The 26543-nt window shown below is 67.9% G+C and carries 19 protein-coding genes; 7 read left to right on the top strand and 12 right to left on the bottom strand.

What is annotated here, in order from left to right:
• Positions 1-221: 221 nt before the first annotated feature.
• Complete coding sequence (locus tag ACWYRN_RS10435) at positions 222-974, top strand: GAF domain-containing protein (RefSeq protein WP_488692328.1); 753 nt, start codon at positions 222-224, stop codon at positions 972-974.
• On the opposite strand, the gene ACWYRN_RS10430 is transcribed toward ACWYRN_RS10435, so the two are convergent.
• From ACWYRN_RS10430 to ACWYRN_RS10420, 3 genes are read right to left on the bottom strand one after another with little or no spacing between them, the layout of a single operon-like run.
• A complete protein-coding gene (locus ACWYRN_RS10430) occupies positions 949-1332 on the bottom strand; it encodes a response regulator (protein ID WP_488692326.1) in 384 nt (127 codons plus the stop codon). The genes ACWYRN_RS10435 and ACWYRN_RS10430 overlap by 26 nt on opposite strands.
• Before the next feature lie 16 nt (positions 1333-1348).
• Positions 1349-2125, bottom strand: coding sequence for a 5'-3' exonuclease (locus tag ACWYRN_RS10425; protein ID WP_488692324.1), 777 nt, complete (start codon positions 2123-2125; stop codon positions 1349-1351).
• A 24-nt stretch (positions 2126-2149) separates the two neighbouring features.
• Positions 2150-2821: a glutathione S-transferase gene (locus ACWYRN_RS10420; protein WP_488692323.1), complete on the bottom strand. Its 672-nt coding sequence runs from the start codon at positions 2819-2821 to the stop codon at positions 2150-2152.
• A gap of 217 nt (positions 2822-3038) precedes the next feature.
• Between ACWYRN_RS10420 and ACWYRN_RS10415 the strand changes: the two genes are divergently transcribed.
• A complete protein-coding gene (locus tag ACWYRN_RS10415) occupies positions 3039-4622 on the top strand; it encodes a methyl-accepting chemotaxis protein (protein ID WP_488692322.1) in 1584 nt (527 codons plus the stop codon).
• Positions 4623-4691: 69 nt separating this feature from the next.
• Entirely contained in the window at positions 4692-5558 is an 867-nt protein-coding gene (locus tag ACWYRN_RS10410; RefSeq protein WP_488692320.1) for a DUF72 domain-containing protein, read from the top strand.
• Between the two features lie 47 nt (positions 5559-5605).
• On the opposite strand, the gene ACWYRN_RS10405 is transcribed toward ACWYRN_RS10410, so the two are convergent.
• From ACWYRN_RS10405 to ACWYRN_RS10390, 4 genes are all read right to left on the bottom strand, one after another.
• On the bottom strand, positions 5606-6145 hold the full coding sequence (locus tag ACWYRN_RS10405) for an REP-associated tyrosine transposase (RefSeq protein WP_488692319.1): 540 nt from the start codon (positions 6143-6145) through the stop codon (positions 5606-5608).
• A 158-nt stretch (positions 6146-6303) separates the two neighbouring features.
• The gene (locus tag ACWYRN_RS10400; RefSeq protein WP_488692317.1) at positions 6304-6567 is read right to left on the bottom strand and encodes a DUF6587 family protein; all 264 of its coding nucleotides are present in this window, start codon (positions 6565-6567) and stop codon (positions 6304-6306) included.
• Position 6568: 1 nt separating this feature from the next.
• A complete protein-coding gene (gene feoB, locus ACWYRN_RS10395) occupies positions 6569-8449 on the bottom strand; it encodes a ferrous iron transporter B (RefSeq protein ID WP_488692316.1) in 1881 nt (626 codons plus the stop codon).
• 3 nt (positions 8450-8452) lie between these two features.
• Entirely contained in the window at positions 8453-8710 is a 258-nt protein-coding gene (locus tag ACWYRN_RS10390; protein WP_488692315.1) for a FeoA family protein, read from the bottom strand.
• 263 nt (positions 8711-8973) lie between these two features.
• Here ACWYRN_RS10390 and ACWYRN_RS10385 point away from each other — a divergent pair, with 263 nt between their 5' ends.
• The gene (locus ACWYRN_RS10385; RefSeq protein WP_488692313.1) at positions 8974-9186 is read left to right on the top strand and encodes a (2Fe-2S)-binding protein; all 213 of its coding nucleotides are present in this window, start codon (positions 8974-8976) and stop codon (positions 9184-9186) included.
• 97 nt (positions 9187-9283) lie between these two features.
• A complete protein-coding gene (bfr, locus tag ACWYRN_RS10380; protein WP_229435948.1) occupies positions 9284-9754 on the top strand; it encodes a bacterioferritin in 471 nt (156 codons plus the stop codon).
• 262 nt (positions 9755-10016) lie between these two features.
• Here bfr and ACWYRN_RS10375 read toward each other — a convergent pair whose 3' ends face one another.
• From ACWYRN_RS10375 to ACWYRN_RS10355, 5 genes are all read right to left on the bottom strand, one after another.
• Positions 10017-11657, bottom strand: a complete 1641-nt coding sequence (locus ACWYRN_RS10375; protein WP_488692311.1) for a CehA/McbA family metallohydrolase — start codon at positions 11655-11657, stop codon at positions 10017-10019.
• 118 nt (positions 11658-11775) lie between these two features.
• Positions 11776-12846, bottom strand: a complete 1071-nt coding sequence (locus ACWYRN_RS10370; RefSeq protein WP_488692309.1) for a sugar-transfer associated ATP-grasp domain-containing protein — start codon at positions 12844-12846, stop codon at positions 11776-11778.
• Between the two features lie 128 nt (positions 12847-12974).
• Complete coding sequence (locus ACWYRN_RS10365) at positions 12975-13859, bottom strand: outer envelope protein (protein WP_488692307.1); 885 nt, start codon at positions 13857-13859, stop codon at positions 12975-12977.
• A complete protein-coding gene (locus tag ACWYRN_RS10360; protein ID WP_488692305.1) occupies positions 13826-22528 on the bottom strand; it encodes a GH36-type glycosyl hydrolase domain-containing protein in 8703 nt (2900 codons plus the stop codon). Before ACWYRN_RS10360 ends, ACWYRN_RS10365 begins: the two co-directional genes overlap by 34 nt.
• A 188-nt stretch (positions 22529-22716) precedes the next feature.
• Positions 22717-24675 carry an aminotransferase class V-fold PLP-dependent enzyme gene (locus ACWYRN_RS10355; protein WP_488692303.1) on the bottom strand — a complete coding sequence of 653 codons (1959 nt, stop codon included), beginning with the start codon at positions 24673-24675 and terminating at the stop codon, positions 22717-22719.
• A 139-nt stretch (positions 24676-24814) separates the two neighbouring features.
• Here ACWYRN_RS10355 and ACWYRN_RS10350 point away from each other — a divergent pair, with 139 nt between their 5' ends.
• Complete coding sequence (locus ACWYRN_RS10350; RefSeq protein WP_229435953.1) at positions 24815-25300, top strand: Lrp/AsnC family transcriptional regulator; 486 nt, start codon at positions 24815-24817, stop codon at positions 25298-25300.
• A 93-nt stretch (positions 25301-25393) separates the two neighbouring features.
• A complete protein-coding gene (locus ACWYRN_RS10345; protein ID WP_488692300.1) occupies positions 25394-26539 on the top strand; it encodes a branched-chain amino acid ABC transporter substrate-binding protein in 1146 nt (381 codons plus the stop codon).
• Positions 26540-26543: the final 4 nt, after the last annotated feature.

Genomic DNA, 26543 nt, shown 5'->3' with positions numbered 1-26543 from the left:
GGCGGTGCGCGCAAACAAATGACGGATTTGACGGTTACCACCATTTTGATCGTCAAATTTCTACACGTCAACATAAATTCCAGGCATTCGCTCCATAGTTCCACAAACTGGACGATCCGTGATGTTTTATGGCAACCTGCCATCATCAAATTCGATAAATTTTTGTTGGCATAAAGTAGAATGCACACTCCATTTATTTGTGAGTTGAAAGAATTTTTGTCATGTCTGCGCATCTTTCCGAGCATTCGGACGATCCGATCCTGACCACCCGCGAGGCTGCCGCGCTGCTCGGCATTGCGGTCAGCACGACCCAGCAGTGGATCGAAAACGGCTTGCTTCCCGCCTGGAAAACGCCGGGCGGCCATCGCCGCGTGCGCCTGAGCGCAGTCAGCGCCCTGCTGCGCGAACGCGCCGGCCTGGCGCCGCTGCTGTCGCCGGCCGACCCGGATTGTCTTGCCAACCCCATGCACCGGGCGCAGGCCGTGCCCGCGCTGCCAGCCAACGAGCCGGCACGCCTGGCCGCGTTGGCCGCCACCGGCCTGGTCGGCAGCGCTCCCGAGACCGTGTTCGACCGCCTGACCTGGCTGGCGGCCCAGATCACCGGCAGCCCGATCGCCATGCTGACCCTGGTGGACGAACAGCGCCAGTGGTTCAAGTCGCGGGTCGGGATCGGCTTTACCGAGACTCCGCGCGACATGGCCTTTTGCAGCCACACGATCCTGGGCGGCGAGCCGATGATGGTGGCCGACGCCCGGCTCGACGGCCGCTTTCGCGACAACCCCTTGGTGACCGGCCCCCCGCACGTCTGCTTCTATGCCGGCGTGCCGCTGGTCGACGCCCGGGGTTTCCGGCTGGGGGCCTTGTGCGTGATGGACCGCGAACCGCGCCGCCTGCGCGAACGCGAACTGCGCGCCCTGGAGGAACTGGCTGCGATTGCGGCCGAGGAAATCAGGCGCCGCCCTGCTGCTTCTTGACCACGGCAAGCACGGTATTCCGGATGGTCTTGAGCACGGCGTCGGCCTTGAAGGGCCTGACGATGAAGCCGTGCACGCCGCGCGCGAGGGCGCCCTGGATGGTGGGCGCGTCGAGCGTGCCCGAGACCATGAAGATCAGGGTCTTGGGCAGCGTGGCACGCAGCTGCTCGACGATGTCGCTGTCCTCGACCTGCTCGCGCGCGATGCAGATCAGGTGCGGACGGAACTTCGTGGCCAGCAGCATGCCGCCGTGGCCGGTGTGGGTCTGGCCGACCACGTCGTAGCTGCCTTCGGTGAGCACGGTATTGAGCAAGCCGCGCGAGATCGCGTTCGAATCCACCAATACTGCCTTCAGCATGTCCGGGCCTCCTTTCTCAATGCGACTCGTAGGCCAGCATCTTCCACGTCACGCCCAGGCGCACGTCGGTCTTCAGCTGCACCAGCTGGCGCGACAGATACAGTATCTCGCGTTCGGCGCGCAAGCGCTCGCCTAGCGGGGTCTTGAGGATGCCGGCGCCGGCCATCACGGCGTCCAGGCTGCCATAGGCGTTGAGCAGGCGCGCGGCGGTCTTCATGCCGACTTTCGACACGCCCGGCACGCCGTCGGTGGCGTCGCCCATCAGCGCCAATAAATCGTGCAGCAGCTCGGGCGCCACGCCGAACTTGTTGCGCACCCAGGCGTCGTCGTGCCACTCGTTCTTGAAGTGGTCCCAGACCAGGGCGCCGTGCGCGATCAACACGTGCAGGTCCTTGTCGGTGGTGGCGACGATGGCCTCGCCGCGATTCTCCTGCAGCCAGCGCATCACGCAGGTGGCGACCACGTCGTCGGCCTCGACGCCGGGCAGCATCGCCACCGGCACCCCGGCCGCCTTCAGTCGCTCCTGGAATTCCGGCAGCGCTTCGCGCAGCACGGCCGGCATCGGCGCGCGGTGCTCGCGGTAGCGCGGATACAGCGCGTGGCGCCAGTTCTCACCGCCATAGTCGAAGGCGGCCAGCACGTGGGTCGGCGCGTGCACCTCGAGCACGTTGCGGAAGGACGAGAACGCGTGGCGCAGCGCGATGCTGGCCTTCAGGTCGGAGTCGGGCTCCGGGCTCGCTTCGTAAACCCGGCGCACGATGTTCAGTCCGTCGATCGCGAGCAGTTTTGCCATCAGCTTGCCATCACCTTGTCATCATCAGCGGGCATAGTCGTACTTGCCGCCGCGCTCCAGCGCACGCTGGTAGGCCGGACGCGCATGGATGCGCTGCAGGAAGCCGCTCAGCTGCGGGTACTGGGCGCCCAGGCCGCCGCGCGAGGCCGCCGCTTCCAGCGCAAAGCTCATCTGGATGTCGGCGGCGGAAAATTCGCCGCCGGCGAACCAGGGCCGCGCCTTCAGTTCGGATTCCAGGTAATCAAGCTGGGCCTGGATGTTCGGGTTCACAAAGCCCTCCTTCACCTTGCGTGCGATGCCGCGCGCGACCGGCTTGACGAAGAAGGGCATGGGGCCGTTCTCGATGCGGTCGAATACCAGTTTCATCAGCAGCGGCGACATGGCGGAGCCTTCGGCGAAGTGCAGGAAATAGGTGTACTTCAGTTTTTCCGGCGTGCCGGCCGCGGGCACCAGGCGCCCGTTGCCGTAGCGCTCGACCAGGTACTCGACGATGGCGCCGGATTCGGCCACCACGGTGCCGTCGTCGGTGATCACCGGCGACTTGCCCAGCGGGTGCACGGCCTTCAGCTCGGGCGGCGCCAACATGGTCTTCGGGTCGCGCTGGTACTTTTTGATCTCGTATTCCAGGCCCAGTTCCTCGAGCAGCCAGAGGATGCGCTGGGAGCGCGAATTGTTCAGGTGATGGACGGTGATCATGGTCGCGATGCCGTGGTGGAAGGGAGCGCTAGCTTAGCATTGTTGAGCCATCACAAAAAGACAAGGAACATTTTCAGATTAGACGTTTTATTTAGGCAACATTCGCTATACTTGCTCAGTTTTATCATTTTCACATAAGGAATTCCTTGTATTTACGCGCCGTTGCCCTCGCTCATCGGCTTTTCCGTCACTTTTCCCACTGCGCCACGACCGATCCATGCTCACACTGCTACGCCTGACCATCGCCCAGAAACTTGGCTTGTTGACCTTCAGTACCGGCCTCGGCATGGCCATCGTTGCCGCCTGCTTCCTGCTATCCGAACGCGGCCTGATCGAGGACGAGCGCGGCAGCGGCGTGCGCCAGGCGGTCGAACTGGCCACCAGTGTCGTCGAGCACTACCGGCAGGCGGCCGCCGCCGGCACGATAGACGAGCCTGACGCCAAGCGCGCCGCCCTGGCGACGCTCAAGGCACTGCGCTACAGCGGCCAGGAATATATCTTTGTCAACGACATGACGCCGCGCATGCTGATGCACCCGATCAAGCCCGAGCTCGATGGCCAGGACCTGCGTGCGCATACCGACCCGAACGGCCTGCACCTGTTCGTGGCCATGGTCGACGTCGTCAAGAAGGATGGCGCCGGCTTCGTCGCCTACCTGTGGCCAAAGCCGGGCCAGGACGCGCCGGTGCCGAAGATCTCCTACGTGAAGGGCGTGCCGGCCTGGGGCTGGGTGGTCGGTTCCGGCGTCTATACCGACACCATCGGCGCCATCTTCTGGCCGCGCGTGGCCTGGTTCTCGGGTGCGACGCTCGTCCTGTCCGCCATCCTGATGCTGTTCGGCTTGTCGCTCTCGCGCAGCATTGCCCGGCCAATGGCGCGCGCCGTCAGCGTGGCGCGCACCGTTGCCGCCGGCGACCTCACCACCGTGATCGACGTGCGCGGCCACGACGAAACCGCCCACCTGCTGGGCGCCCTGCGCGAGATGAACGGCAGCCTGAACAGCATTGTCGGCGAAGTCGACACCGGCATCCAGGCCATCGCCAGCGCTTCGGCCCAGATCGCGGCCGGCAACCACGACCTGTCGAACCGCACCGAGCAGCAGGCCGGCTCGCTGGAGGAAACCGCATCCTCGATGGAGGAACTGACCGGCGCCGTCCAGCAGAACGCCGCGCACGCGCGCCACGCCAACACGCTGGCCTCGCAGGCGGCCGACGTGGCCGTACGCGGCGGCGAGGTGGTGCAGCAGGTGGTGCAGACCATGGACTCGATCAACGCCTCCTCGCGCAAGATCGTCGACATCATCGGCGTCATCGACGGCATCGCCTTCCAGACCAACATCCTGGCCCTGAACGCGGCGGTGGAAGCGGCGCGCGCCGGCGAACAGGGGCGCGGCTTCGCGGTCGTGGCAAGCGAAGTGCGCAGCCTGGCCCAGCGCTCGGCGGCGGCGGCGCGCGAAGTGAAAGCCCTGATCGACGATTCGGTGAGCAAGGTCGATGCGGGCAGCGCCCTGGTGCACCACGCCGGCGCCACCATGCAGGAAATCGTGGCCAGCGTGCGCCAGGTGAACGGCATCATCGGCGAGATCACCGCCGCCAGCGCCGAGCAGGAAGCCGGCATCAGCCAGGTGAACCGCGCGATCGCCGAGATGGATGGCGTGACGCAGAAGAACGCGGCCCTGGTCGAGGAAGCGGCGGCCGCCGCCGAATCGATGCGCCTGCAGGCCGAGCGCCTGTCGGAGGTGGTGGGCGTGTTCAAGGTGGCGGCAGCCGGCGGCGTGCGCCGCCCTCTCGCCTTGACCTGACGCCTGCATCTGGCTGCACGCGTTCGGCAACGCACCGAGCGCGGCAGCCTGCGCCTCTATGATCGCCCCATGGCGATCTACATCGGTATCTCCGGCTGGCGCTACGTGCCGTGGCGCGGCGTCTTCTATCCCAAGGGCCTGGCCCAGGCGCGCGAGCTCGACTACGCGTCGCGCCAGTTGCCGACCATCGAGATCAACGGCTCGTTCTACTCGCTGCAGCGCCCCGAGAGCTACGCCGCCTGGTATGCCGCCACGCCGCCGGGTTTTCTCTTCGCGGTAAAGGGCAACCGCTTCATCACCCACATGCTCAAGCTGAAGGAGATCGAGGGGCCGCTGGCCAACGTGCTGGCCTCGGGCATCTTCGAACTGCGCGAGAAGCTCGGGCCCTTCCTGTGGCAGTTTCCCGAGATGGTGAAGTTCGACCATGAACGCTTCGAGCATTTTCTTTCCCTGCTGCCGCAGGATACCGAAGCGGCATTGGAACGCGCGCTGCAGTACCAGCCGCGCATGGAGGGCAAGGTGTCGCTGGCCATGGATGCGAAGCGGCCGATGCGGCATGCGGTGGAAGTGCGGCATCCGAGTTTTCGCGACGAGCGTTTCATTGCGCTGCTGCGCAAGTACAACGTGGCGCTGGTGGTGGCCGATACGGCGGGCAAGTGGCCGTACATGGAGGATGTGACGGCCGACTTCATGTACCTGCGCTTGCATGGGGATGAGGAGCTGTACGCGAGCGGGTATGGCGATGCGGCGATCGAGCGCTGGGCCGGGAAGATACGGGCGTGGAGCATGGGTGGGCAGCCGGAAGATGGCGGGCGGGTGTCACCCAAAGCCCCGCCCAGGCGCAAGAGCAGGGACGTTTACTGCTACTTTGACAACGATATCAAGGTGCATGCGCCGTATGATGCCAAGCGCCTGATCGCAGCACTGGGGTTGTAGGGTGGGCGCTCGTGCCCACGCGGTCGTACCGATGCATACCCCACCGCCTATTCGATCAACATCTCTTCGATACCTGGCCTCCCGCCCCAATCCGACGGATACACGCCATCACGCACATACCGATGAAACGTCGAATGCGGCCATTCCCTGACCTGCTGGACGTACTTGTGCTTCACGGGATTGAAATGGATGTAATCCATGTGTCGCTCGAAATCGTTCTCGTCCTGGATCTGATGCTCCCAGAACCGCCGTTGCCAGATCGTTGACTCTCGATGCTTTCGTCGCGATGCGGTCAACAGAGATGGATCATGCAAGGCATGCCCCGCCCCGCTCGACACGAACCGTTTGATTGCAAACCAGCGGTTCGAATAATTGACATCATCCTCCGGCAAGGTCCAGATGCAATGCATGTGGTCGGGCAAAACTACCCATGCATCGATGACGAATGGCCGCGTGGCCCGCACGAAGCGAATCGCTTGATGGAGGCTGGCCCGTATTGCCGGGTTACAGAAGATGGGACGCCGCCGGTGTGCGACGACCGTGAAGAAAAAGGTGGAGCCGGTGATGGCGCGACGATAGCGGGACATGGTGCGGCATCGTATTACCGTCGGCCGCGTCTGTTTGTGTGGTTGGTCAAGCGTATGCAGAAGTAGCGTCACATGGCGACACTGGCGGCGTGCAGGAGGTACGACCGCGTGGGCACAAGTGCCCACCCTACGAATTTGACGTGATCGCCGACAAGCCGTCAGCGGTCCTGGTGGATTTTGATGACGCGGTGCTTTCCGCTTTCAGGCGGGGTTGGCTCCGCCGGCGTCTCGCAGGTATTGCAGCTATTGCACCCACTCCCGCAGCTCCCGCCCGTATCGAGCCAGCGCACCAGCTTCGAATCCGCCCCGCCCTTTGACAGGCGGTTCACGATGCGCACGCGCCAGGCCGCCGGCAGGTACTTGGCGCCGACGTACACGGCGGCCACCAGCACGAACACGGCGACGACCAGCTCCTGCCACATGTCAGCCGCCGCCCAGCGCCAGCGCGACGCGGTAGGTGATGAACGAGGCCACGTAGGCCAGGCCGAACATGTAGCCCGCCATCATCCAGGCATATTTTGCGCTGCCGGTTTCGCGGCGCACCGTCGACAGGGTCGCCAGGCACTGCGGCGCGTACACGTACCAGGCCAGCAGCGACAGTGCGGTGGCCATCGACCACGAGGTAGCGAGCAGCGGGCCGAGGGTGTTGGCCACGTCATCGCCGGATTCGGACAGCGCATACACGGTGCCCAGCGCGCCAACCGCCACTTCGCGTGCGGCCATCCCCGGCACCAGGGCGATGCAGATCTGCCAGCCGAAGCCGATTGGCGCGAAGATGAACTCCAGCGCGCGGCCCAGCATGCCGGCCACGCTGTAGTAGATCGGCGGCTGCGTCGCGCCTTCCGGGGCGCCCGGGAAGCTCGACAGGAACCAGAGCAGGATCGTCAGCGTCAGGATCAGGGTACCGACGCGCATCAGGAAGATCACCGCGCGTTCCCACAGGCCCAGCGCCAGCGAACGCAGGTGCGGCCAGTGGTAAGCCGGCAGTTCCATCATCAGCGGATGCTGGCCGCTGCCGCTGCGGCGCTTCATGTACCAGGCCACGCCCATGGCGCTGACGATGCCCATCACGTACAGCGCGAATAGCACCAGGCCCTGCAAATTGAAGATGCCGACCTCGCGCTCGGGAATGAAGGCGGCGATGATCAGGGCGTACACCGGCAGGCGCGCCGAACACGTCATCAAGGGCGCGATCATGATCGTCACCAGGCGGTCGCGCGGGTTCTGGATGGTGCGCGCGGCCATCACGCCGGGAATCGCGCAGGCAAACGACGACAAGAGCGGAATGAAGGCGCGGCCCGAGAGGCCGACGCCGCCCATCATGCGGTCGAGCAGGAAGGCGGCGCGCGGCAGGTAGCCGATGTCTTCCAGGATCAGGATGAAGAAGAACAGGATCAGGATCTGCGGCAGGAACACCAGCACGCCGCCGACGCCGGCGATGATGCCGTCCACGATCAGGCTGTGCAGCGGGCCTTCGGCCAGCACCGAGCCGACGAATTCGCCGATGGCGCCGACGCTGCTCTCGATGAAGTCCATCGGCGCTTCGGCCCAGCTGAACACGGCCTGGAAGATGATGAACATCAGCGCCGCCAGCAGGATAGGGCCGACCACCGGGTGCAGCACCACGTTGTCGATCTTTTCCGACAAATTGCCCTTGTCGTGGGCATAGCTGGTGCTGGCCTCGACGATGCGGCGCACTTCGCGCTGGGTCTGTTCGACCGGCACGGCGTCGATGGCGGCCAGCGGCTGCGGCTTGACGTTGAGGTCGAGGTCCGCCTTGTCGAGCAGCTCGACCAGGGCGCGTTCGCCGCCGGCCTGGATCGCCACGGTTTCGACCACCGGCATGCCGAGCTCTTTCGACAAGCGTTCGCTGTCGATTTCGATGCCGCGCTTTTTCGCGACGTCGACCATGTTCAGGGCCAGCACCATCGGCAGGCCGAGGCGCTGGATTTCCAGCACCAGGCGCAGGTTCAGGCGCAGGTTGGTGGCGTTGACCACGCAGACCACGATGTCGGGCGACTTTTCGCCGGCGCGCAGGCCGGCCACGACGTCGCGCGTGATCGCTTCGTCCGGGGTCTGGGCGGTGAGGCTGTAGGCGCCCGGCAGGTCGAGCACGCGCATGGCGTGGCCCTTGGGCGACGTGAAGTGGCCTTCCTTGCGTTCGATGGTGACGCCGGCGTAGTTGGCGACCTTCTGGCGCGAGCCGGTGAGACGGTTGAACAGGGCAGTCTTGCCGCAGTTCGGATTACCAAGCAATGCGATCAGGGGCGCACGCGTCGCCACCTGTTGTTCCATGACACCCATCGATTATTCCGGCTGAATTGATACGAGTGCGGCCTCGAATTTGCGCAATGCGAAAGTCGATTCGCCGACCTTGACCGCCACCGGGCCGCCCGGCAGGCCGCGCTTGAGCATGCGGATACGCTCGCCCGGCACGAAGCCCAGCTCCATCAGGCGGCGCGGCACGTCGGCGCCGCCCTGCGTGGTGGGCGTGAGGTGGATCACGGTGGCACTTTGCCCGACCTTCAGGGCGTCGAGCGTGGTCAGGGTGGGATTGAGAGTCATCGCGGGTTCCGTTGAAGTAGTGCCAATGCGCGCTCGTGGTGCGGTTCAGTGGTCGACTGATCACTGATGCGACGCAATCCGTGTAGCGCTGATGAGACAGATACTAGCATCATAAACCTAAATGCGAATTATTTCTATTTAAGGGGCCCATACACAACAAATCCGCTTGCGTTCGTGGCCGAGTTTCAGCAGAATACAACACGAATGAGAACGATTCTCATTAATTATCAAGCAACGTTATCCCGGCGTTAAGGAAGCTTTCGATGATCGTCTGTGTCTGCAACAACATCTCCGACCGTGAAATCCGCCAGGCCGTGGACCTCGGCATCACCTCCGTGGCCGAGCTGCGCCAGGAACTGGGCCTCGGCACCTGCTGTGGCAAATGCGTGAGCTATGCCCGCGAAGTCCTGAACGAACACATCGACAGCAAGACGACCGTTACCGAACTGAGCTTCCGCCCGGCCCAGCTGGCCTGAGCGTTGTAGTTATCCCCGCCGTGCCGGTTTTCCGGCACGCGCCGTCGCGCCCTTTGCTATGATGGCGGCAACCTCCACCAGAACAAGGCACACCATCATGAAGGGCGATCCCAACGTCATTCGGCTGCTCAACGCGCAGCTGACCAACGAACTCACGGCCATCAACCAGTACTTCCTGCACGCGCGGATGTACCGTCACTGGGGCTTCACCAAGCTCGGCAAGAAAGAGTACGACGAATCGATCGGCGAAATGAAGCACGCCGACAAGCTGATCGACCGCATCCTGATGCTCGACGGCCTGCCGAACCTGCAAGCCCTGCACAAGATCCTGATCGGCGAATCGACCCAGGAAATGCTGGAATGCGACCTGAAGCTCGAGCGCGGCGCCCAGATCACCGTCAAGGAAGGCATCGCCGCCTGCGAAGCCGCCGCCGACTACGTGTCGCGCGACTTGCTCCTGATGATCCTGGAAGACACCGAGGAACACATCGAGTGGCTGGAAACCCAGCTCGACCTGATCGTCAAGGTCGGCATCCAGAACTACCTGCAGAGCCAGATGGGCGAATAAGCTTCATCGGCATGCATGCGAACGGCGGGCCTGCGGGTTCGCCGTTTTTGTTTGTGCAGCCGGCCTCGAATAACTCGCAGCCAGTCCGGAGTCATTGGCTCCGACCGTACGGTGGGCACTCTGTGCCCACGCGGAACGACGCGCTAACGCAACGCTTGTGCGGGCGTTGGCGTCCGATCACATGATGCGCATCGAGGAGAGCAGCCGTGACGCATGCTTCCGCGTGGGCACGGAGTGCCCACCGTACGGTCACCGTCCCGGACTACGGCTCCTGCGTCACCCACACCGGCGCCGACCACAGCACGTTGCCATCGGCCTGCGTCACCTTCGCATAATAGAAATGCGCACCCGGCGCCGGCGTGAAGGTCGTGGTCGCCTCGCTCGACATCTGCGTCACCACCCCGCCCCGCCCCGGCACGCCTTCCATGATCGCCACCGCCGCCACCTGCTTGCCGGTGACGCTGGCGAAATTCGCCACCAGCGTCAACGGGCCGCTATTCGAAAAGCGCTCGCCCATCAGGCGCCCGTTCGCAGTCAAGATCAGTTGCGACCCCTTGTCCATGGTCGCAAACACCCGCCGCGCTTTCAACGCGTCGATGAAACTGTCGCGGCCCAGGGCCACGCCGTTCGGAATCAAGACCCCGGTGCGGTTGCCGGAAGCGGTACCCCAGTTGGCGCAGTGGTTGTCCTGGTTGGTGCTGAAGGCAACGTGGAAGCCCGCTTCCAGCAGCTTGTTGCAGGCCCCTTCGAAATTGCTGCGCCGGGTTTCGCCTTCCTTGTCGTTGACCGAAAAGGCCGTGCTGTTGACCACCTCGCACAGCGCCATCGCCTCGTCGCCGTCCGCCGTGTAGCCGAGCGCGGCGCCGCCGGCCATGAACTGGCCGCTGGACGACGGGTGGTTGAACTGCCCGATCCAGCCGCGCTCGCGCATCAGGGTGTACAGGGATGGATAATCGCTGCGCGGCGTGAGCACATCGGCCAGCAATTCACCTTTGCCGTTCTTTTCCCAGCCCAGCAACTGGTCGCTGTTGAAGATGTTGATGTGGCCGCCCTTGTCGATCACGCCCCATTCCATGCCGTACAGCGCTAGAAAGTCCGGATGGGCGGCGCTGTAGCCTGCCGCGGCCTCCAGCCCCTTGCGGTAGAGCGCGCCGGGGACGGAGGCGTCGGCATCCTTGCCGGTGCCGGCCGAGCCGTCATACATGTGGTTGTGCTCGGACGTCACCAGGATGTCCAGCCCGTGCCTGTGTGCGTAGGCGTAGGCGGCCTCGGGACCATACGGCGCCTTCAAGGGTTCCTGCGCACCCTTGCAGCTGTCCAGCGCGGCGCCGCCGTCGCTGTGGTTGGTCTGGCTGTGCAGGTTGCCGAGGTAGACGGTGTAGGGCAAGGACTCGGGCGCCGGTGCGGCGCCCAGCGTGCGACCGACGGGCAGCGGCGCAAAGCGCGGCGTGCTGGGCGTTTGCGCCGGGCCGACTTCGATCTGCCAGCCCTGCTCGTGCACGTCGGCGGACGGCGCCGTGCTGCCGGCATCGCGGCTGCCGGCGCGCAGCCGCACCTGGTAGACGCCGGCGGCCAGCTTGCCGGCGTCCAGGCCCGACCAGGGCACCTGCACCGACACTGCCTGCTCTGCCAATGCCGTCTGGCCCTGCCAGCGGCGCACCACCAGGCCGCTCGGCGCGATCAGCTCCAGCTGCCAGTCGACCAGTTGCGGCCGCTGGGCGTTCGGGTAATCGAAGGCGAGCGTGAAGGTGCGCGCATCCGTTCGGCCCGAATCCGGGGCGCGATACGGCGCATGCAGGGTGGCTTCGAATTCGCCGTGTTCGTCGAGCACGGGCAGCGCCGAAGCGCAGCCAGACAGGATGGACAGGGCGGCCAAAGAGAGGGGAAAGAGAGAGGTTTTCATGATGCAATTTTTGCAACTGCACCACCCTCCCCTCTTGCGCTAGGAGCAGAAACGCTCCCACCTCATTCCACCTTTTTTGATAAAAGGACAATGTCACTTGAACAATAGCTTAGGCGACTTATGCCGCGCTCATCCAGCGATCCACCTGTTTCAAGGGCAGGTTGATCCTGGCGCAGCCGATCTGGTCCGGCCGCACGTTCAGCTCGATCATGCGCGGCCCATCGACGCCGATCGCCACGTCCACGCCGGCCACGTTCACATGCGGGAAAGCCTGCAGCGCGCGTATCGCCACCTCCTGGCATTCGCGCCAGTAAGGCAGCTGCACGCCGCTGATCCGGCCGCCGGTGTCCGGGTGCACGTCCATGGTGTCGAGCGGATTCTTGGCATTCGCCGCATGGGTCAGCGTGCCGGTGGCGAGATCGACCGGGCAGAAGATGCCGCCGCTGCTGGTGTTGTCGACCAGGCTACCCTTGCGCCCCACGCGCAGGAAGGCGCCGGCGATGCGGCACTCGCCGCGCGCCTGGTACAGCCAGATGCGCAGGGTGTTGAGCGAATTCGGGTGGATCGCCGCCAGCACCGGATGCTGGGGCAGGTAATGCTCGACGATGTAGCCGTCGCGGTTGCCGCCGGCCTGCTGCCACCATTCGGCCAGGGTCGTCACCGCGCCCGTGAACGGGTGCACGAACACCGGCTGCCCTGCCCGCTCCTCGACCTGGAAGGCAAAGAAGCCGGCGCCGCCATACCCTTCCACCAGCTTGAAGCAGATCTTCCGGCCCACCAGGCCGCGACACAGGGCGTCGAGATCAGCCAGGCTGCGCAGGGCGGTCCCATCGGCACGGGCGCCGCGCTGCGGATGGATGAAGCCGATGAATTCCGGGGTCGGCACGCCGACCAGTTGCAGGATCGCCTTTTCGATCACCTTGTGCTGCGAGCTCTTCTGGTAAGGGCGGCGGTTCCAGCGGTCGATGAACTCGTTGTACTCGTTCTTGTTCATGTGGGCCCGTTTGTCGGCAAACGGCACCGCCGTACGCCACCAGCGCGCCTGCAGGTAGTAGCCGGGGCCGATACGGCGCACGAAAAACAGGTAGGCCATCTCGGCCAGCTGGCGCCAGAACGGCAGGTAAGGCTGGCCCGCCTTTCCGGCGCTCAGTTGCGCCCAAGCGCGGCGTATATCGTTGATGACTTGCATGCTCTGTCCAGTGTGTCGGGGCCGGCGCAAAAGATGCCAACCGGAATTGCCATTATATTATGCGATTCCGATATGCAATGCTCGTCCGTTACACACCGGCGCGGCGCCGGGAGGCTTCAGAAATGGTGTCAGAAGTGGTATTCCGCGCGCACCATCGGCGTGCTGGCGCGCTGGCCGGCGCCGCCCGTGGTCTGGCGCGTATTCCCGAACTTGTTGTTCCAGAACTGGTACTCGAGGCCGACGCGGAAGCGGTTCTTCGGCTGGCCGAAGTGGGCGCCGACGTCGTACATCAGCGTCATGTCGAGATTGGTTTCGGCGCCGGTGCCGTTGCCGACCTCGTCGCGCCCCTTGGCGGCGATGAAATTCAGGTAGCCCTCGAACGACAGGCGCTCGGACACGGGAATGCCCCAGCTCGCGTTCAGCATGGCGTGGGTGTCGTAGGTGTAGCGGCCGTTCACGTTCGAGATCGGCGGGAAGGCGCCGCTCGGCGCATTCGATTCCTTCAGCAGCAGGATGCTGGTGGTGAGAAAACCCGGCACGTCCCACATCAGCGTCGGCCCGGCCACCAGCATGCGCTTGCGCGAGTTGTAGCCGACGTCGTTCTTGGTGTTCCAGTCGAAACCGAAGGTGACGCCCACGCCCTTCACCGGGCCGTAGCGCAGCTCGCTGCCGCGCAGCGCGCCGATGTCGAGCGTGTGGCGGTAGACCACGTAGGCTTCCTGGGCGCCTTCGGACTGGCCGAGCGAGGCCGGGTCGGTCTTGTCGGACTGCAGCAGGTCGACGTTGAAGTAGTTGCTGCCGTACTTGTAGCCGCTGGCGTGGGTCAGCGCGAAGATGTGCTTCTTGATGTGTTCCGGGTTGTAGGGCTCGGCGAAGCGGGTGCCGTAGCGCCAGCTGATGGCCGTGTCGCTCCAGTCGGCGGCCTGGACGGCGCCGCCGGACAGCAGGAAGGCGGCGCCAGCCGCCAGCGTGGTTTTCTTCATGTGATGGACTTCGATTGGGTTGGTTCGCATGCCGCCGCCATGGCGGGCCCGTGCCGGCGCGGCACCAGCAGCTCGACGCGGTGGCGCTGGCCGTCGTCGGCCAGGTCCAGCACGTTGCCCTCGCGTGCCCGGCCATCGACCAGCAGCGCGCCCGCCTCGGCGAAGCGCACCTCGATCTCGTACACGGTACTGCGGTAGCGGTATTCCATGCGGAAGCCCGGCCACCCGCAAGGCAGCTGCGGCGCCAGCACCAACTGATCGCCGGCTTGCCCGGTCTTGCGCCCGCGCCGATGCGCATGGTTGCATTCGACGCCGAGCAGCGATTCGACGATCAGCCGATACATCCAGCCAGCCGAGCCAGTGTACCAGCTCCCGCTGGCGCGTCCGATATGCGGCGCGGCGGCGGCGACGCTGCCTGCCGCAACATACGGTTCGAGCCGGTAGCGGTCCGCATCTTCGCGGGTCCGGCTTCGCTTCAGCGGATTGATCATGTCCAGCAGTGCCCAGGCGCGCTCGCCCTGCCCCATACGCGCAAAGGCCATCGCGGCCCAGGCCGCGGCCTGGTTCGACTGGCCGCCGTTCTCGCCCATGCCGGGCGGCCAGGCGCGGATGGCGCCGGGGTCGGGGCCAGCGCCGTCGAAAGGCGGGTCCAGCAGGCGCACCAGGCTGTCCCGCACCAGGTGGGCGTCCAGCGCCGCCATGCCGCGCGCCGCGCGCTCCTCGCCCGCCACGCCGGACAGCACGGCCCAGCCCTGGGTCGCCGCGTCGATGCGGCCTTCCGCGTTATCGTGCGAACCGAGCGGCGCGCCGTCGTCGAAATAGCCGCGCCGGTACCATTCGCCGTCCCAGCCGTACTCCTCGAGCCGGCCGACCAGCACCTGGCCCGCCGCGCGGCAGGTGGTGGCGAAGCCGAAGTCGGCGCGGCGCTCGGCCAGCTCGGCGAAGCGCGCCAGCACCTCGGCCATGAAGAAGCCCAGCCAGACGCTCTCGCCCGCTCCCGCCGCGCCGACACGGTCGAGTCCCTCGTTCCAGTCGCCGCTGCCGATCAGCGGCAGGCCGTGGGCGCCGAAGCGCAGGCCATGGCGGATCGCGCGCACGCAATGTTCATACAGGCTGTCCTGGCCGCCTGACTGCGCGGGCGTGCCGACATACGATGCCTCCCCGTCCTGCAGAGCCGGGCCTTCCAGCCAGGGGATGGATTCGTCCAGCACGGCCATGTCGCCGCTGGCCGCAACGTAACGGCAGGCCGCCAGCGGCAGCCACAGGGAGTCGCTCGAGCAGCGCGTGCGCGCGCCGCGCAGGCCTGGCGGCTGCCACCAGTGCTGGACATCGCCCTCGGCGAACTGGTGCGCCGCCGCCAGCAACAGCTGTTCGCGCAGCAGTTGCGGACGAACCTGAACCAGCGCCATCGCATCCTGCAGCCCCGCACTGAAACCCGTGAAACCCTGGCCCTCCTGGCTGGCCGCCCCCATGCGGCCGGCAATCAGCTGGTAGGGCAACCAGCCGTTCACGAGCACGTCGAGCGCCGGGTCGAGCGTGGCGATGCGCAACACGCCCAGGGTCGTGCGCCAGTGCTCGCGCAGCTTGTCCAGGGCCGCACCGGCCGCCGCCGCGCCGCGGTGCCGGTGCACGAGTTCGCCCACATCGTGAATGCCGGCGCCGGCGCCGAGCATGAACACCAGTTCCTTCTGTTCGCCCGGCTGCAGTTCGAACACGGCCTGCAGGGCGGCGCAGGGGTCGAGGCCGGCGCCAAGCGCCCCGGACAGGCCGGCGCGTGCCAGGGCGGCCGGCCGCATCGGGTTGCGTCCGCGGCCGATGAACTCGATGCGGTCGCAGGTAAAGGCGGCGTTGCCGGCATCGAGGTGGAAGAAGGCGGCGCCAGGGCTGTCGGCATCCTGGGCGAACAGGGCGCCGCTGGCCTCGTCGCGTCCGGTCACCACCTGCATGCGGGATGCGCCGGACGCCCACTCGACATAGCCGGTCAGCGACAGGCGGCGCGGCACGCTGCTGTCGTTGCGCAGCCTGAACACGCTGTACTTGAGCGGTGCGTCGAGCGGCACGAAGCTGGTGAGTTCGGAATGGATGCCCTGCGCCGTGTGCTCGAAGACGCTGTAACCAAAACCGTGGCGCGTGGTGTACGTGCCGCCGGATGGCGCGGGCAAGGCGGTGGGCGACCAGAACGCGCCGCTGTGCTCGTCGCGCAGGTAAAAGGCTTCGCCGGCGGCGCCGCGCAGCGGGTCGGCATGCCGGGGCGTGAGTTGCAAGGCTGGCGCATCGGTGCGCCAGGTGCAGGCAGCCCCGCTTTCCGACACCACCGAGCCGAAGTGCCGGTTCGCCAGCAGGTTCGTCCAGGGCGCCGGCGTGTGCTGGCCCGGCCCGGTGCGAATCCAGTATTCGCGGCCATCGGCGCTGAAGCCGCCGATGCCGTTGTCCAGCAGCAGTGGCTGCTCATGTACTCCCTGTGGTTCCGGCATGCGCACGCTCCAGGCCTCGGGATGCGGGTCGGGTTGCAGGGCGGGCGGCAGCGTGGCCCTGGCCGTCTCCGCGCGGCGCAGCTGGTCGCCCAGGCTGCCGCCGGCATCCTTCAGCACGACGCTGGCCGCCGCCTGCAGCGCCGCCAGTTCTTCCGGCGCCAGCTGGCCGACCGCGAACACGTACACGCCACCGGGGCAACCGATTGCCTGCGCATCGACACGCGACGCAACGAGGTTCCTGGCCTGGTCGTGCAAGGCGTCATCGGTGCCGTCCAGCCAGAGCACGAGGTCGGCCTGCAGTCCTTTCAGGCGCCACCAGGCATGGGCCTGCAGCAGCTGGTAAGCAAGGTCCAGGTTCGCCGCATCGCCGATGCTGGCCAGGACCAGCGGATGCGCACCGGCGATGCCGCAGCGCTGCAATGCTGCGCGGCTTGCTCCATTGGCGGCGACGGCCGGCCCGGCGCGCAGCGCGCGCTGCGGATACAACAGGAAGCCGGCCAGGCGCGCATATAGCTCGGCCTCGGCTTCGCTGGCATCGAGCTGGCGCAGCAGGGCCTGGTTCCAGGTCCAGGCCAGCTCAAGCACGGCGTCGGCCGCAGCGCGCGCGCGGTATTTTTCCACCAGGCGCAGGGCTGCCTCGCGCGTCGCGGCGGCGCCCAGCACCAGGTCGGCCGTGGCTTCTTCGCCGGGCGCCAGCGCGATCACACGCCGGATCGCGACGGCCGGCTCGGGCACGAAGCCGGCATGGCCGCCGAGGGCGCCGCCGGTGCGCACGGCGGCCGGCAGTCCGTGGCCGGCGCCGGGTCCGAGGAAATCGGCGCGGCTGGTCTCGAAGGAGGCGCCGGCGCCCCCTTCGGTCCGCATCAGGTGCAGCAGCCAGGGCGTTTGCTCTCCGGGTTCGCGCGGCCGGCGCGTGCACAGGATGGCACCGTGATCGGCCAGGATCTCGCTCTGCACGAAGACCGGGGCGGCTGCAGCATCGGCCGCGGCCGGCGCCAGCGCCACCTCGGCGTAGCTCGTCAGCTCGATCGTGCGCGCCCGGCCGGAGACGTTGCGGATGCGCAGGCGGCGCAGCATGACGTCGTCTTCCGGCGCCACCATGATTTCGGTGGCGAGTTCGATGCCGTGGTCGCGCCGGCGCAGCGTCACGCTCTCCTGCGCGAAGACGGCCTCGTACTGTTCGGGTTCGGCCAGCGCCGGCCGCCAGGCATCGGTCCAGACCGCGCCGCTGTCCGCGTCGCGCAGGTAGCAGACCAGGCCGCCCTCCTCGCCCGCCGCATCCGCACGCCAGTGGGTCAGGTCGCAATCCTGCCAGCGCTGCCGGCCGGCGCCGTCGCCCGTTACCAGCGCGTGGTAGCGCCCGTTCGACAGCAGCTGCACCTGCGGCAGGGCCGCGCCCGGACGCGTGAGCGAACGGGCCGGTGGCGGCGTGCGCATGGCCCCGGTCTCGTGGCTGGCCGCCCTGAAGGCGCCCGTCGAAGGCACGCGCTCCTGCAGCAGCGGCAGCGCCGCCCGGCAGCGCGGGTCGGCCGCGAAGCGCTGCCGCATCGGGCCGCCATGCAGCAGGCACGACAGCGCCAGCAGGCCCATGCCCTGGTGCCGCGCCGTAAAGGCGCGCACCACGGCCTGGCGCCGGCCGCGCGGCAGGCGGGCGGCGGTGCAGTCGAGCGCCTCGTAGAAACCGTATTCGCCCAGGCAGCCCAGCTGCGCCAGGCGTTCCAGGTTGGCGCACGCCGCCTCCGGCTCCACCATCAGGCCCAGCATCGCTGCGTAGGGCGCCGCCACCAGGTCTTCATCCAGGCCGCGGCGCAGGCCCATGCCGGGTGCGCCAAAGGCGCGGTGTTCGTAGTGCAGCGCGGCGTCGACGGCGTGGCAGCCGGATGCTGCCATCCCCCAGGGCATGCCATGGCGGCGCGCCTGCTCGGCCTGGACCCGCACCGCCGCGCGGCAGCTGCGCTCGAGCAGGGTGCCGTCCCAGGAGGGCATGAGCAGCAGCGGCGCCAGGTACTCGTCCAGCCCGCCGTGCCAGGACAGCAGCAACTGCTCCCTGCCGACAAAGGCCAGCGGGCGGCCCAGGGCTTGCCAGTGCGATTGCGGCAGCTGGCCCCCGGCGATGCCGAGGAAGCTGGCCAGGCGCGCCTCCGACGCCAGCAGCGCGTGACTTTCGCCGTCAAGGCGCTCCTCGGCAACGTGGTAGCCGCTTGCCAGCAGGCCCAGGTTGCGCCGGTACAGGAAGCCGAAGTCCATGGCACCGAACGCGCGCGCCTGGCCGGCCAGCGCGGCGATCTCGTCCAGCCGCGTACGCGCCGCGGCCACGCCTTCTTCCACCAGGGCTGCCAGGCTTGTCGATACGCGTGCAGGATCACCACTAGCGCCACCACCAGCGGCGGCGGGCGGCGTGAAAGCGGCCAGTTCGCGCAGCGTCGGAATGCGCGTCAGGCTGGCGTCGAGCACGTATTCGTGCACCGCGCGCATCCACGGCGCTAGCGCCAGCAGATCGGCCTGGGCCGCGCGGCACTCGCCGTCCAGGCGTTCGCACCAGATACGCAGCAGTGGGTCGGAATCCTCGGGCAGGGCCGCGCACAGCGCCGCGGTGGCGCCGGCGGCGGTGCCCAGGCAGTCGGCCAGGCCCGGCAGGGTGTCGGCGTTGCGGCAGCCCGCGGGGCCGAGCGCCGTGCGGCAGGCCGCCAGCGCCGCGCCGCATGCGGCCTGCGCCTGCGGCATGTCCTCGATCACCTGCAGTGTGGCGCGTGCACCGGCGAGAAGGCGCACGCCGGCGATCGGCTGGTCGGCCAGCTGCTCCAGGCCCACGGCCAGGGTCAGCAGGTGGCCGGACAGGCTGCCGCTTTGCTCCGTCGAGATGTAGGCCGGCTGCAGCGGCGCCAGGGTGCGCGTGTCGTACCCGTTGTAGAAGTGGCCGCGGTGGCGCTCGAGCAGCGCCATGCTGTCGAAACAGGCGCGCACCCGCGCCAGCAAGGCCGAGGCCGGGATGAAGCCGAAGTCCCAGGCCGCCAGGCTGGCCAGCAACCCGAGGCCGATGGCGCCTGGCGAGGTACGCGGCGCCACCATCGTGTGCGGGTGTTCCTGCAGGCTGTCGGGCGGCAGCCAGTTGTGCTGCGGGCCGGCCTGGGTCTCGAAGAAGCTCCAGGTGCGGCGCGCGAGCCGGGCCAGGAACAGGGTCTGCCCTTCCGACAGCCGGGGCGTGCGGCGCACGGCGGGCAGGCTGACCCACCAGGCCAGGATCGGCGACAGGAACCACAGCAGCAGCAGGGGCGCGGCGGCGAACAGCGCGAATGGATGGGCAAAGGTCAGCAGCAGCGCGGTGCCCACTGCCAGCGCCGGGGCGAACCACATGTTGCGCCAGTTCGCCTCCAAATCGAGGCTGGAGCGCGCCAGGCTGGGCGCCTTCCATTCCAGCAGCCGGCGCCGCGAGACCAGCATGCGCCAGCCGCTGCGCCCGATCGCGTCCAGGCTGTACCAGGCTTCGTGCGGCAGGAAGGCGGTGCGCATCACCGCATGGCTGAGCGCATTGCGCGCGCCGCGCCACCAGTTGGCCAGGTGCTGGCGCCACAGCATGTCGTGCGGCCGGTCGCCCCAGGCGATGAACATGCCGAGGAAGGCCGGCAGGAAGAACACGGCCAGCGCCGCCGCGCTCCAGAACGCGGGCTCGGGCAGCAGCGACCAGCACAGCACCAGGGTGACGGCCAGGGTCGGCGCCACCAGGCTGCGGCGCAGCCGGTCGAACAGCTTCCAGCGCGCCAGCGGCGGCAAGGGGTTGGTCACGCGCTTGCCGCCTGGGGCCGGCACGCGCGCGCGCAGCCAGCCGGCCAGTTGCCAGTCGCCGCGCATCCAGCGGTGGCGGCGGCCGACGTCGTCGCTGTAGCGCGCCGGGCAGGTTTCGTGCACCTCGACCTCGCCGGCCAGGCCGGCGCGCAGGTAGCAGCCCGCCAGCAGCTCGTGCGACAGCACCCGCCCTTCCGGCACTGCGCTGCCCAGCACGCGCTCCCAGGTGTCGACCTCGTAGATGCCCTGGCCGCTCCAGTCGCCCGCGCCGAACAGGTCCTGGTAGATGTCGGATGCGCTGCGCGCGCCGGCGTCGGCGCCGGGTGCGCCACCATGCAGGCGCTCGTAGCGCGAGGCGTCGGCGGCCGGCAGCGCAGGCGTCACGCGCGGCTGCAGCAGGCCGTGGCCGGCAATCACGCGGCTGCCGCCGGCATCGAGCAGCGGCCGGTTCAGCGGGTGCGCCATGGCCGCCACCAGCTGGCGCGCGGCATCGCGCGGCAGCTGGGTTGCGGGGTCGAGCAGGATCACGTAGCGCACCGCGGCCAGGCCTTCGGTATCGCCTTCGATCACGGCGAAGGGTGCGCGCGCGCCGCCGCGCAGCAGGGCATGCAGGTCGGCCAGCGCGCCGCGCTTACGCTCGCGCCCGATCCAGGCGCCCTCTCCTTCGCTCCAGCTGCGTGCGCGTTGCAGCAGCAGGAAGGGAGTACGCTTATCTGCAACGGCGTCGGCAGCGGCGCCATAGCGCGCGTTCAGGGCGGCGATGGCGGCACGCGCCTGCTCGGCCAGGCCGGCATCTTCGAACATGGTTTCGCTCGGCGCATCGGCGGCATCGGCGAGCAGGCAGAAGCGCAGCTGTGGGTCGGGGTTGGCCAGGTAGCGCACTTCCAGGCCGGCGCACAGGGCGGCGATCTTGTCCTCGCTGTCGAGCAGCGCCGGCACCACTACCAGGGTCTGCGCATCGTGCGGGATGCCGGCGCCGGCATCCATGCGCGGCAGCGGCTGCGGACGCACCAGGCGCGCCGTCATCAGGTTGACCAGGACCAGCGCCAGCTGGCTGGCGCCGAAGACGGACAGCACGGCCAGCGCCAGCAGCAGCGGCATGCCGGCGCCGTCGATGTAGGCGTGCACCAGCAACGAGGCCGTGAACAGCAGCGTAAAGGCGCCGACCGCGCCCAGCCAGGACAGCAGCGGCCGGCGCCGCGCCGCCTGGCGCAGGCTGGGCAGCACGCCGGCACGCATGCGCAGCCGGGCGCGCAGGGCCGGCTGGCCGTCGCCGACCAGGTAATGGCCGACGTGGCGCCGGCGCGTGTCGCGATCAGGCTCGCCATCGGCCGCGCCGCCATCCTCGCCGCCAGCCAGGGCCAGGGCCTCGGCCGCCACCTCGGTTTCGCTGTGCAGGGACTGGCGCGCCAGGCGCGCCACCGCCTGGCGGTAGTGCTCGCGCGTGGCGGCGTCCATGCGGGCATAGGCGCCGCAGGGGTCGAGGCGCAGCGTGTGCTCGACCGCGCTCATGGTCTCGACGAATTCGCCCCAGTCGATGGCGGCCACCAGGCGCAGGCTGGCGATGCTGTTCGCAACCGATGCGCCGTCGGCGGCCTGGCCGGCATCATCGATCCGCAGCTGGGCCTCGATGCCCGAGCCTTCGTCGGCCAGGCGCGCGCCGGTCCAGTCGAGCACCTGCGCCAGGGCGCCACCCTGGCCCTGCAGGCGGCGCGTGAATTCGGCAACAAAGGCCGCGTCCAGCTGCACGGCGCGCGCCATGTCGGCCACCAGCAGGACCAGGTCGCCGGGACGCTGGCCGGCGGTGGCGATCATGCGCTCGGCCCAGCCACCGGCCAGCGCGCGCTGCACGCGCTGGCGGTCCAGGCGCGCGGCGATGCGGCGCAGGTTGTCGACCAGCGCCAGGCGCAGCATCACCGGCATCGCCCACAGCTCGTCCAGCGCCAGGGGAGCGCCTTCCTGGTAGGCTGCGACGAAGCGCGCCAGGCTTTCCTGTTCCAGCCGGCCGTCGCCGTGCGAGACGATCTCCAGCGCCAGCTGGTAGACGCGCGGCGCGCCGCCGGCCAGGCGCGGCAGGTCGCGGCTGCGCGCCGGCGGCAGCCAATGCCGCGCGGCGCGCACGTGTTCGTCGACCAGGTAAAGATGGTCGAGCAGGCAGGCGGCGCCGGGCGCCAGCGCTTCACCGGACCTGGCGGCGCGCACCAGGGCAGCGCCGGCCTGGGCGATGACGGCGGCGTTCGCGGCCAGGCGCACCAGCAGGCGGTCCGGCGTGTCTTCCTGCGACAGCTCATGGCGCGCGGCGAGCTGGCGCCCGTGCACCGCCATCTGCGCCGCGCCGAACAGCTCCGCGCGCAGGGGCGCCTCGTCGGCGCTGGCGTGCGCGCGGACAGGGTCACGCCCCGTGCGCCCGGCGCCGGGAGGGAGATGCGGTTCTTCGGTCAACAGTAGCCTCGAATACGAATATGGACGCCGCCCGCCGGGTCCGAAGACCCGACGGGCGGCGCACGTGTCAAGGCATGCTAGAAGAACATCTGATGAGAAACCGTGCGCTAACGTACGCTGTGTTTCCGCGCGGCGGCCTGCCTGCTCGCTGTTTGCGCTCGGTCGAGTTCAGCCGGGCGCAGTTGCGCTCAGTTGCGCAGGAGGGCTAGCCCGCCGGCCAGGTGCCATACGCGCTCGCGCCCCAGCCCCTGCAGGCACTGCACCGCCTTCAGGCTGCGGTTGCCGCTGCGGCAGAAGAACAGCAGCGGACGCGCTTCGTCGCGCAGCCAGGCTGCATATTCGGCCAGGCGCGACAGCGGCAGGCTGTAGGCGGCGCGGCCCTGCAGGGTCGGCGCGCCGGCCGCGTGCTCGCAGGCCTCGCGCACGTCGATCAGGAGCGCATCTGGGTGCTCGGCAAAGAAGTGTTTCAGGTGGTAGCGCGCCAGCTCGGCGGGTTTGCGTTCCACCGGTGGCGCCTCGATGCCCATGGGCAGGCAGACGATCGCGCTGCCTGCCTCATGCGTGTCGGCAGGCGTGTGGGCAAACAGCAGGCGCGCCTGGCGCAGCACGCCGTCTTCAGGCGCGCCGAGCAGGTAGCCGCCGCCAGGACGCCGCACCAGCAGGTCGCGGCCCAGGCGGATCGCCGAGGCCGGTGTGCCGTCGGCCAGGCGCACCGTTTCGCCATCGGCCGGCCAGGCGCCGGCATCCGCATCGACCTGTGCGCACAAGGCCGCGGCGCCCGCGCCGAGCGCCGCGCGCAATCGGTAGCCGTGCCGCTGCAGCAGGGCCGCGGCGGTATCGGCCTGGGTCGCGGGCACGTCGATCGCCACGCAGTCGCCGCCTTTCGGATCGAACACCAGCCAGCCGCCGTCCAGGCCGCAGTAGTACACGCCGGCGCGCCCATCTCCGGAAGGCGATGCCGCCAGCGGCTTGCGGCGCAAGGCCTCGCCGCAACGCGCAATGCGCGCGCAGGCCGCATCGACAAAGGCGTCGTCCAGCAGCGGCCCGACCGACAGGCGCACCGCGTTCGCGCAGCGCCAGCCGGGCAGCGCCATCGCTTCCAGCACATAACTCGGCGCCGCCTTGGCCGCCGAACAGGCGGAACCCGCGCTGACGCGGATGCCGGCGGCGTCAAACAAATCGAGCAGCGCCTTGCCGGACAGGCCGGGCACGGCGAAATTCAGCGTGGTCGGCAGCGCGTGCTCGAAGGGGGTATTGAATTCGATCGCCGGGAAGGCCGCGCGCAGGGCCGCCGCCAGGCGTTCGCGCACGGCGAGCAGATGGGTGTGGGTGCGGAAGGTGCGGCCCTCTTCCAGCGCCTGCAGGACGGCGCCGAGGGCGGCGATGCCGGCCATGTTCTCGGTGCCCGAACGCTGTCCGGCTTCCTGGCCGCCGCCGCACATCAGCGGCGTGAACGGTGCGCCGGCGCGCACGTACAGCATGCCGACGCCCTTCGGCGCATACAGTTTATGGCCGGAGAACGGCGCGTAGTCGATGCGGGTGCGGTCCAGCGCCAGGGGCAGCTTGCCGAGCGCCTGCACGCAGTCGACCATCCACAGCGCCGGGCTGCCGGTCTGCTCCAGCACCGCCGCGATGCCGTCCAGGTCGGACACCACGCCGCTTTCGTTGTTGGCGGCCATCGTGCACAGGAAGGCCGTGCGCGGCGCCAGTTCGCGCAGCAGGTCGAGGCGGTGGCGGCCGTCGGCATCGACCGGCAGCGCCTGCAGGGTGAGCTCCGTGCCGAGGATGCGGTTCCAGTGCGCCAGGCTCTCCGGCACGGCCTTGTGCTCGGTGGCGCCGTAGAGCAGCAGGTCGCCACAAGCCTCGCCAGCGGCGCGCCGTTCGCGCACGGCGCACAGGGCCGACAGCACGGCGGTCTGGATGCCCTCGGTGGCGCCGCTGGTGAACATCACCCGGCCCGTCGCCGCGCCCAGCACGCGGTGCGCCCGTGCCCGCGCATCGTCGAGGATCAGGCGGGCGCGCAGGCCGGCCGCATGGCTGCTGCTGGGATTGCCGAAATCGATCTCGAGAGCGGCGTGCGCGGCGGCGATGGCGGCCGTCAGCACGGGCGATGTGGCATTGGCGTCGAGATAGAGTTCGGGAACCATAATAAAAGTGAAATATCGGGCAGAGATCGTGTTATTGTTAGGCAATATGGTACGAATTTGTATAGAAGTATTTGTTCTTAATTCGTTTCCAAATCTCCAAAACTAAGCATGTTTGTTCTAATAGTGACATATAAATAGAATGAATTCACTAGACAAATTTGATTGTGCCATTCTCGCGGCGCTGCAGGCGGACGCAACGCTGTCGATCTCGGGCCTGAGCGAAAAGGTGGGGCTGTCGAGCACTCCCTGCTGGAAGCGCGTCAAGCGCCTCGAGGAAGAGGGCTACATCGAAAGCCGGGTCACGATCGTCAACCGCCAGAAGGTCGGGCTGCCGGTCACCGTATTCGTGAGCGTGCGCACCCGCGAGCACGACGAAAAGTGGCTCGAACGCTTCGCCGCCGCCGTGACCGCCCTGCCCGAAGTGCTCGAGTTCCACCGCATGAGCGGCGACGTCGACTACCTGCTGAAAGTGGTCACCACCGACATCGAAGGCTACGACCGCTTCTACAAGAAGCTGATCAAGACCGCCCAGCTGGCCGGCGTGTCCTCCGCCTTCTCGATGGAGCAGATCAAGTACACCACCGCGCTGCCGCTGGAGCTGATCGCGCACGGCCTGCCGGCCTGAATCTCCAGCCTGAATCTCCGGCCCCGGAGGTCTGGAGCACCTGGCTCTTTTCATGCGATGATTGCAGCTGTTCGCAATCAAGGAGACAGGCTGATGCCATCGAAAATGAACATGGCGCCGCTGGCGCTGGCCGCGCTGCTGTGCGTATCGACGACCATGACCAACGCCGCGCTGGCGCAGGAGCAGGTCGTGAAAATCGGCGTCACCGGGCCGCTCTCGGGCGCCAATGCCTTTGCCGGCAAGGACAACGAAAACGGCGTGCGCCTGGCGGTCGAGGACCTCAACGCGCAGAAGATCAAGGTGGCCGGCAAGACCGTGCGCTTCGAACTGCAATCCGAAGACGACGCCGGCGACCCGAAGCAGGGCGTGACGGTGGCGCAGAAACTGGTCGACGGCGGCGTGAAGTTCGTCCTCGGTCCCTACAATTCGGGCGTCGCGATTCCCGCCTCGCGCGTCTACAACGAAGCCGGCGCATTGATGTCGACGGTCGGCACCAATCCGAAGATCACGCAAGGCGGTTACAAGACCGTGTTCCGCACCGTCGCCAGCGACGCCCAGGTGGGCGGCTCGATGGCCAGCTACGCGGCCAAGGAACTGAAAGTGAAGAACGTCGGTGTGATCGACGACCGCACGGCCTTCGGCACCGGCATCGCCGCCGAATTCAAGCGCCAGGCCCAGGCCGCCGGCATGAAGATCGCGGGCCATGAATTCACCAACGACAAGGCGAGCGACTTCGCCGCCATCCTGACCTCGCTGCGCGCGAAAAAGGTCGATGCCATCTTCTTCGGCGGCTATGCGCCGCAGGCCGCGCCGATGGCGCGCCAGATGAAGGCGCTCGGCCTGAACGTGCCGCTGCTCGGCGGCGACACCCTGTGCAGTCCCGAGATGGCGAAGCTCGGCGGCCCGGCCGTCGGCGAGAACGTGCGCTGCGCCCAGGCCGGCGCCATTATCGCCAAGCAGCCCGGCGGCCCGGCCTTCCTCGACAAGTACAAGGCGCGCTTCAAGCGCGAGCCGGACGTGTATGCGCCGTCGTTCTATGACCAGACCATGTTCATCGCACAGGCGATGAAGACCGCCAATTCCATCGACCCGGCGGCAGTGGCCCAGCAGCTGCGCAGCCAGAGCTACGCGGGCGTGGTCGGCACCTACGGCTACGACGACAAGGGCAACCTGAAGAAAACCACCGTCACCGTCTACACCTTCAAGAACGGCGCATTGGCGCCGCTGGCAAGCTATTAAGGAT

The sequence above is a fragment of the Massilia sp. BAP21 genome (genome assembly GCF_057801335.1).
Note: the sequence above shows the minus strand (reverse complement) of the source record. Positions and strands in the feature narration are given on the sequence as shown.

What these genes read in the sequence shown, in the direction of transcription:
- ACWYRN_RS10435 (WP_488692328.1), top strand. Translation starts at nt 222, where the DNA reads ATGTCTGCGCATCTTTCCGAGCATTCGGACGATCCGATCCTGACCACC.
- ACWYRN_RS10430 (WP_488692326.1), bottom strand. Translation starts at nt 1,332, where the DNA reads ATGCTGAAGGCAGTATTGGTGGATTCGAACGCGATCTCGCGCGGCTTG.
- ACWYRN_RS10425 (WP_488692324.1), bottom strand. Translation starts at nt 2,125, where the DNA reads ATGGCAAAACTGCTCGCGATCGACGGACTGAACATCGTGCGCCGGGTT.
- ACWYRN_RS10420 (WP_488692323.1), bottom strand. Translation starts at nt 2,821, where the DNA reads ATGATCACCGTCCATCACCTGAACAATTCGCGCTCCCAGCGCATCCTC.
- ACWYRN_RS10415 (WP_488692322.1), top strand. Translation starts at nt 3,039, where the DNA reads ATGCTCACACTGCTACGCCTGACCATCGCCCAGAAACTTGGCTTGTTG.
- ACWYRN_RS10410 (WP_488692320.1), top strand. Translation starts at nt 4,692, where the DNA reads ATGGCGATCTACATCGGTATCTCCGGCTGGCGCTACGTGCCGTGGCGC.
- ACWYRN_RS10405 (WP_488692319.1), bottom strand. Translation starts at nt 6,145, where the DNA reads ATGTCCCGCTATCGTCGCGCCATCACCGGCTCCACCTTTTTCTTCACG.
- ACWYRN_RS10400 (WP_488692317.1), bottom strand. Translation starts at nt 6,567, where the DNA reads ATGTGGCAGGAGCTGGTCGTCGCCGTGTTCGTGCTGGTGGCCGCCGTG.
- feoB (WP_488692316.1), bottom strand. Translation starts at nt 8,449, where the DNA reads ATGGGTGTCATGGAACAACAGGTGGCGACGCGTGCGCCCCTGATCGCA.
- ACWYRN_RS10390 (WP_488692315.1), bottom strand. Translation starts at nt 8,710, where the DNA reads ATGACTCTCAATCCCACCCTGACCACGCTCGACGCCCTGAAGGTCGGG.
- ACWYRN_RS10385 (WP_488692313.1), top strand. Translation starts at nt 8,974, where the DNA reads ATGATCGTCTGTGTCTGCAACAACATCTCCGACCGTGAAATCCGCCAG.
- bfr (WP_229435948.1), top strand. Translation starts at nt 9,284, where the DNA reads ATGAAGGGCGATCCCAACGTCATTCGGCTGCTCAACGCGCAGCTGACC.
- ACWYRN_RS10375 (WP_488692311.1), bottom strand. Translation starts at nt 11,657, where the DNA reads ATGAAAACCTCTCTCTTTCCCCTCTCTTTGGCCGCCCTGTCCATCCTG.
- ACWYRN_RS10370 (WP_488692309.1), bottom strand. Translation starts at nt 12,846, where the DNA reads ATGCAAGTCATCAACGATATACGCCGCGCTTGGGCGCAACTGAGCGCC.
- ACWYRN_RS10365 (WP_488692307.1), bottom strand. Translation starts at nt 13,859, where the DNA reads ATGCGAACCAACCCAATCGAAGTCCATCACATGAAGAAAACCACGCTG.
- ACWYRN_RS10355 (WP_488692303.1), bottom strand. Translation starts at nt 24,675, where the DNA reads ATGGTTCCCGAACTCTATCTCGACGCCAATGCCACATCGCCCGTGCTG.
- ACWYRN_RS10350 (WP_229435953.1), top strand. Translation starts at nt 24,815, where the DNA reads ATGAATTCACTAGACAAATTTGATTGTGCCATTCTCGCGGCGCTGCAG.
- ACWYRN_RS10345 (WP_488692300.1), top strand. Translation starts at nt 25,394, where the DNA reads ATGCCATCGAAAATGAACATGGCGCCGCTGGCGCTGGCCGCGCTGCTG.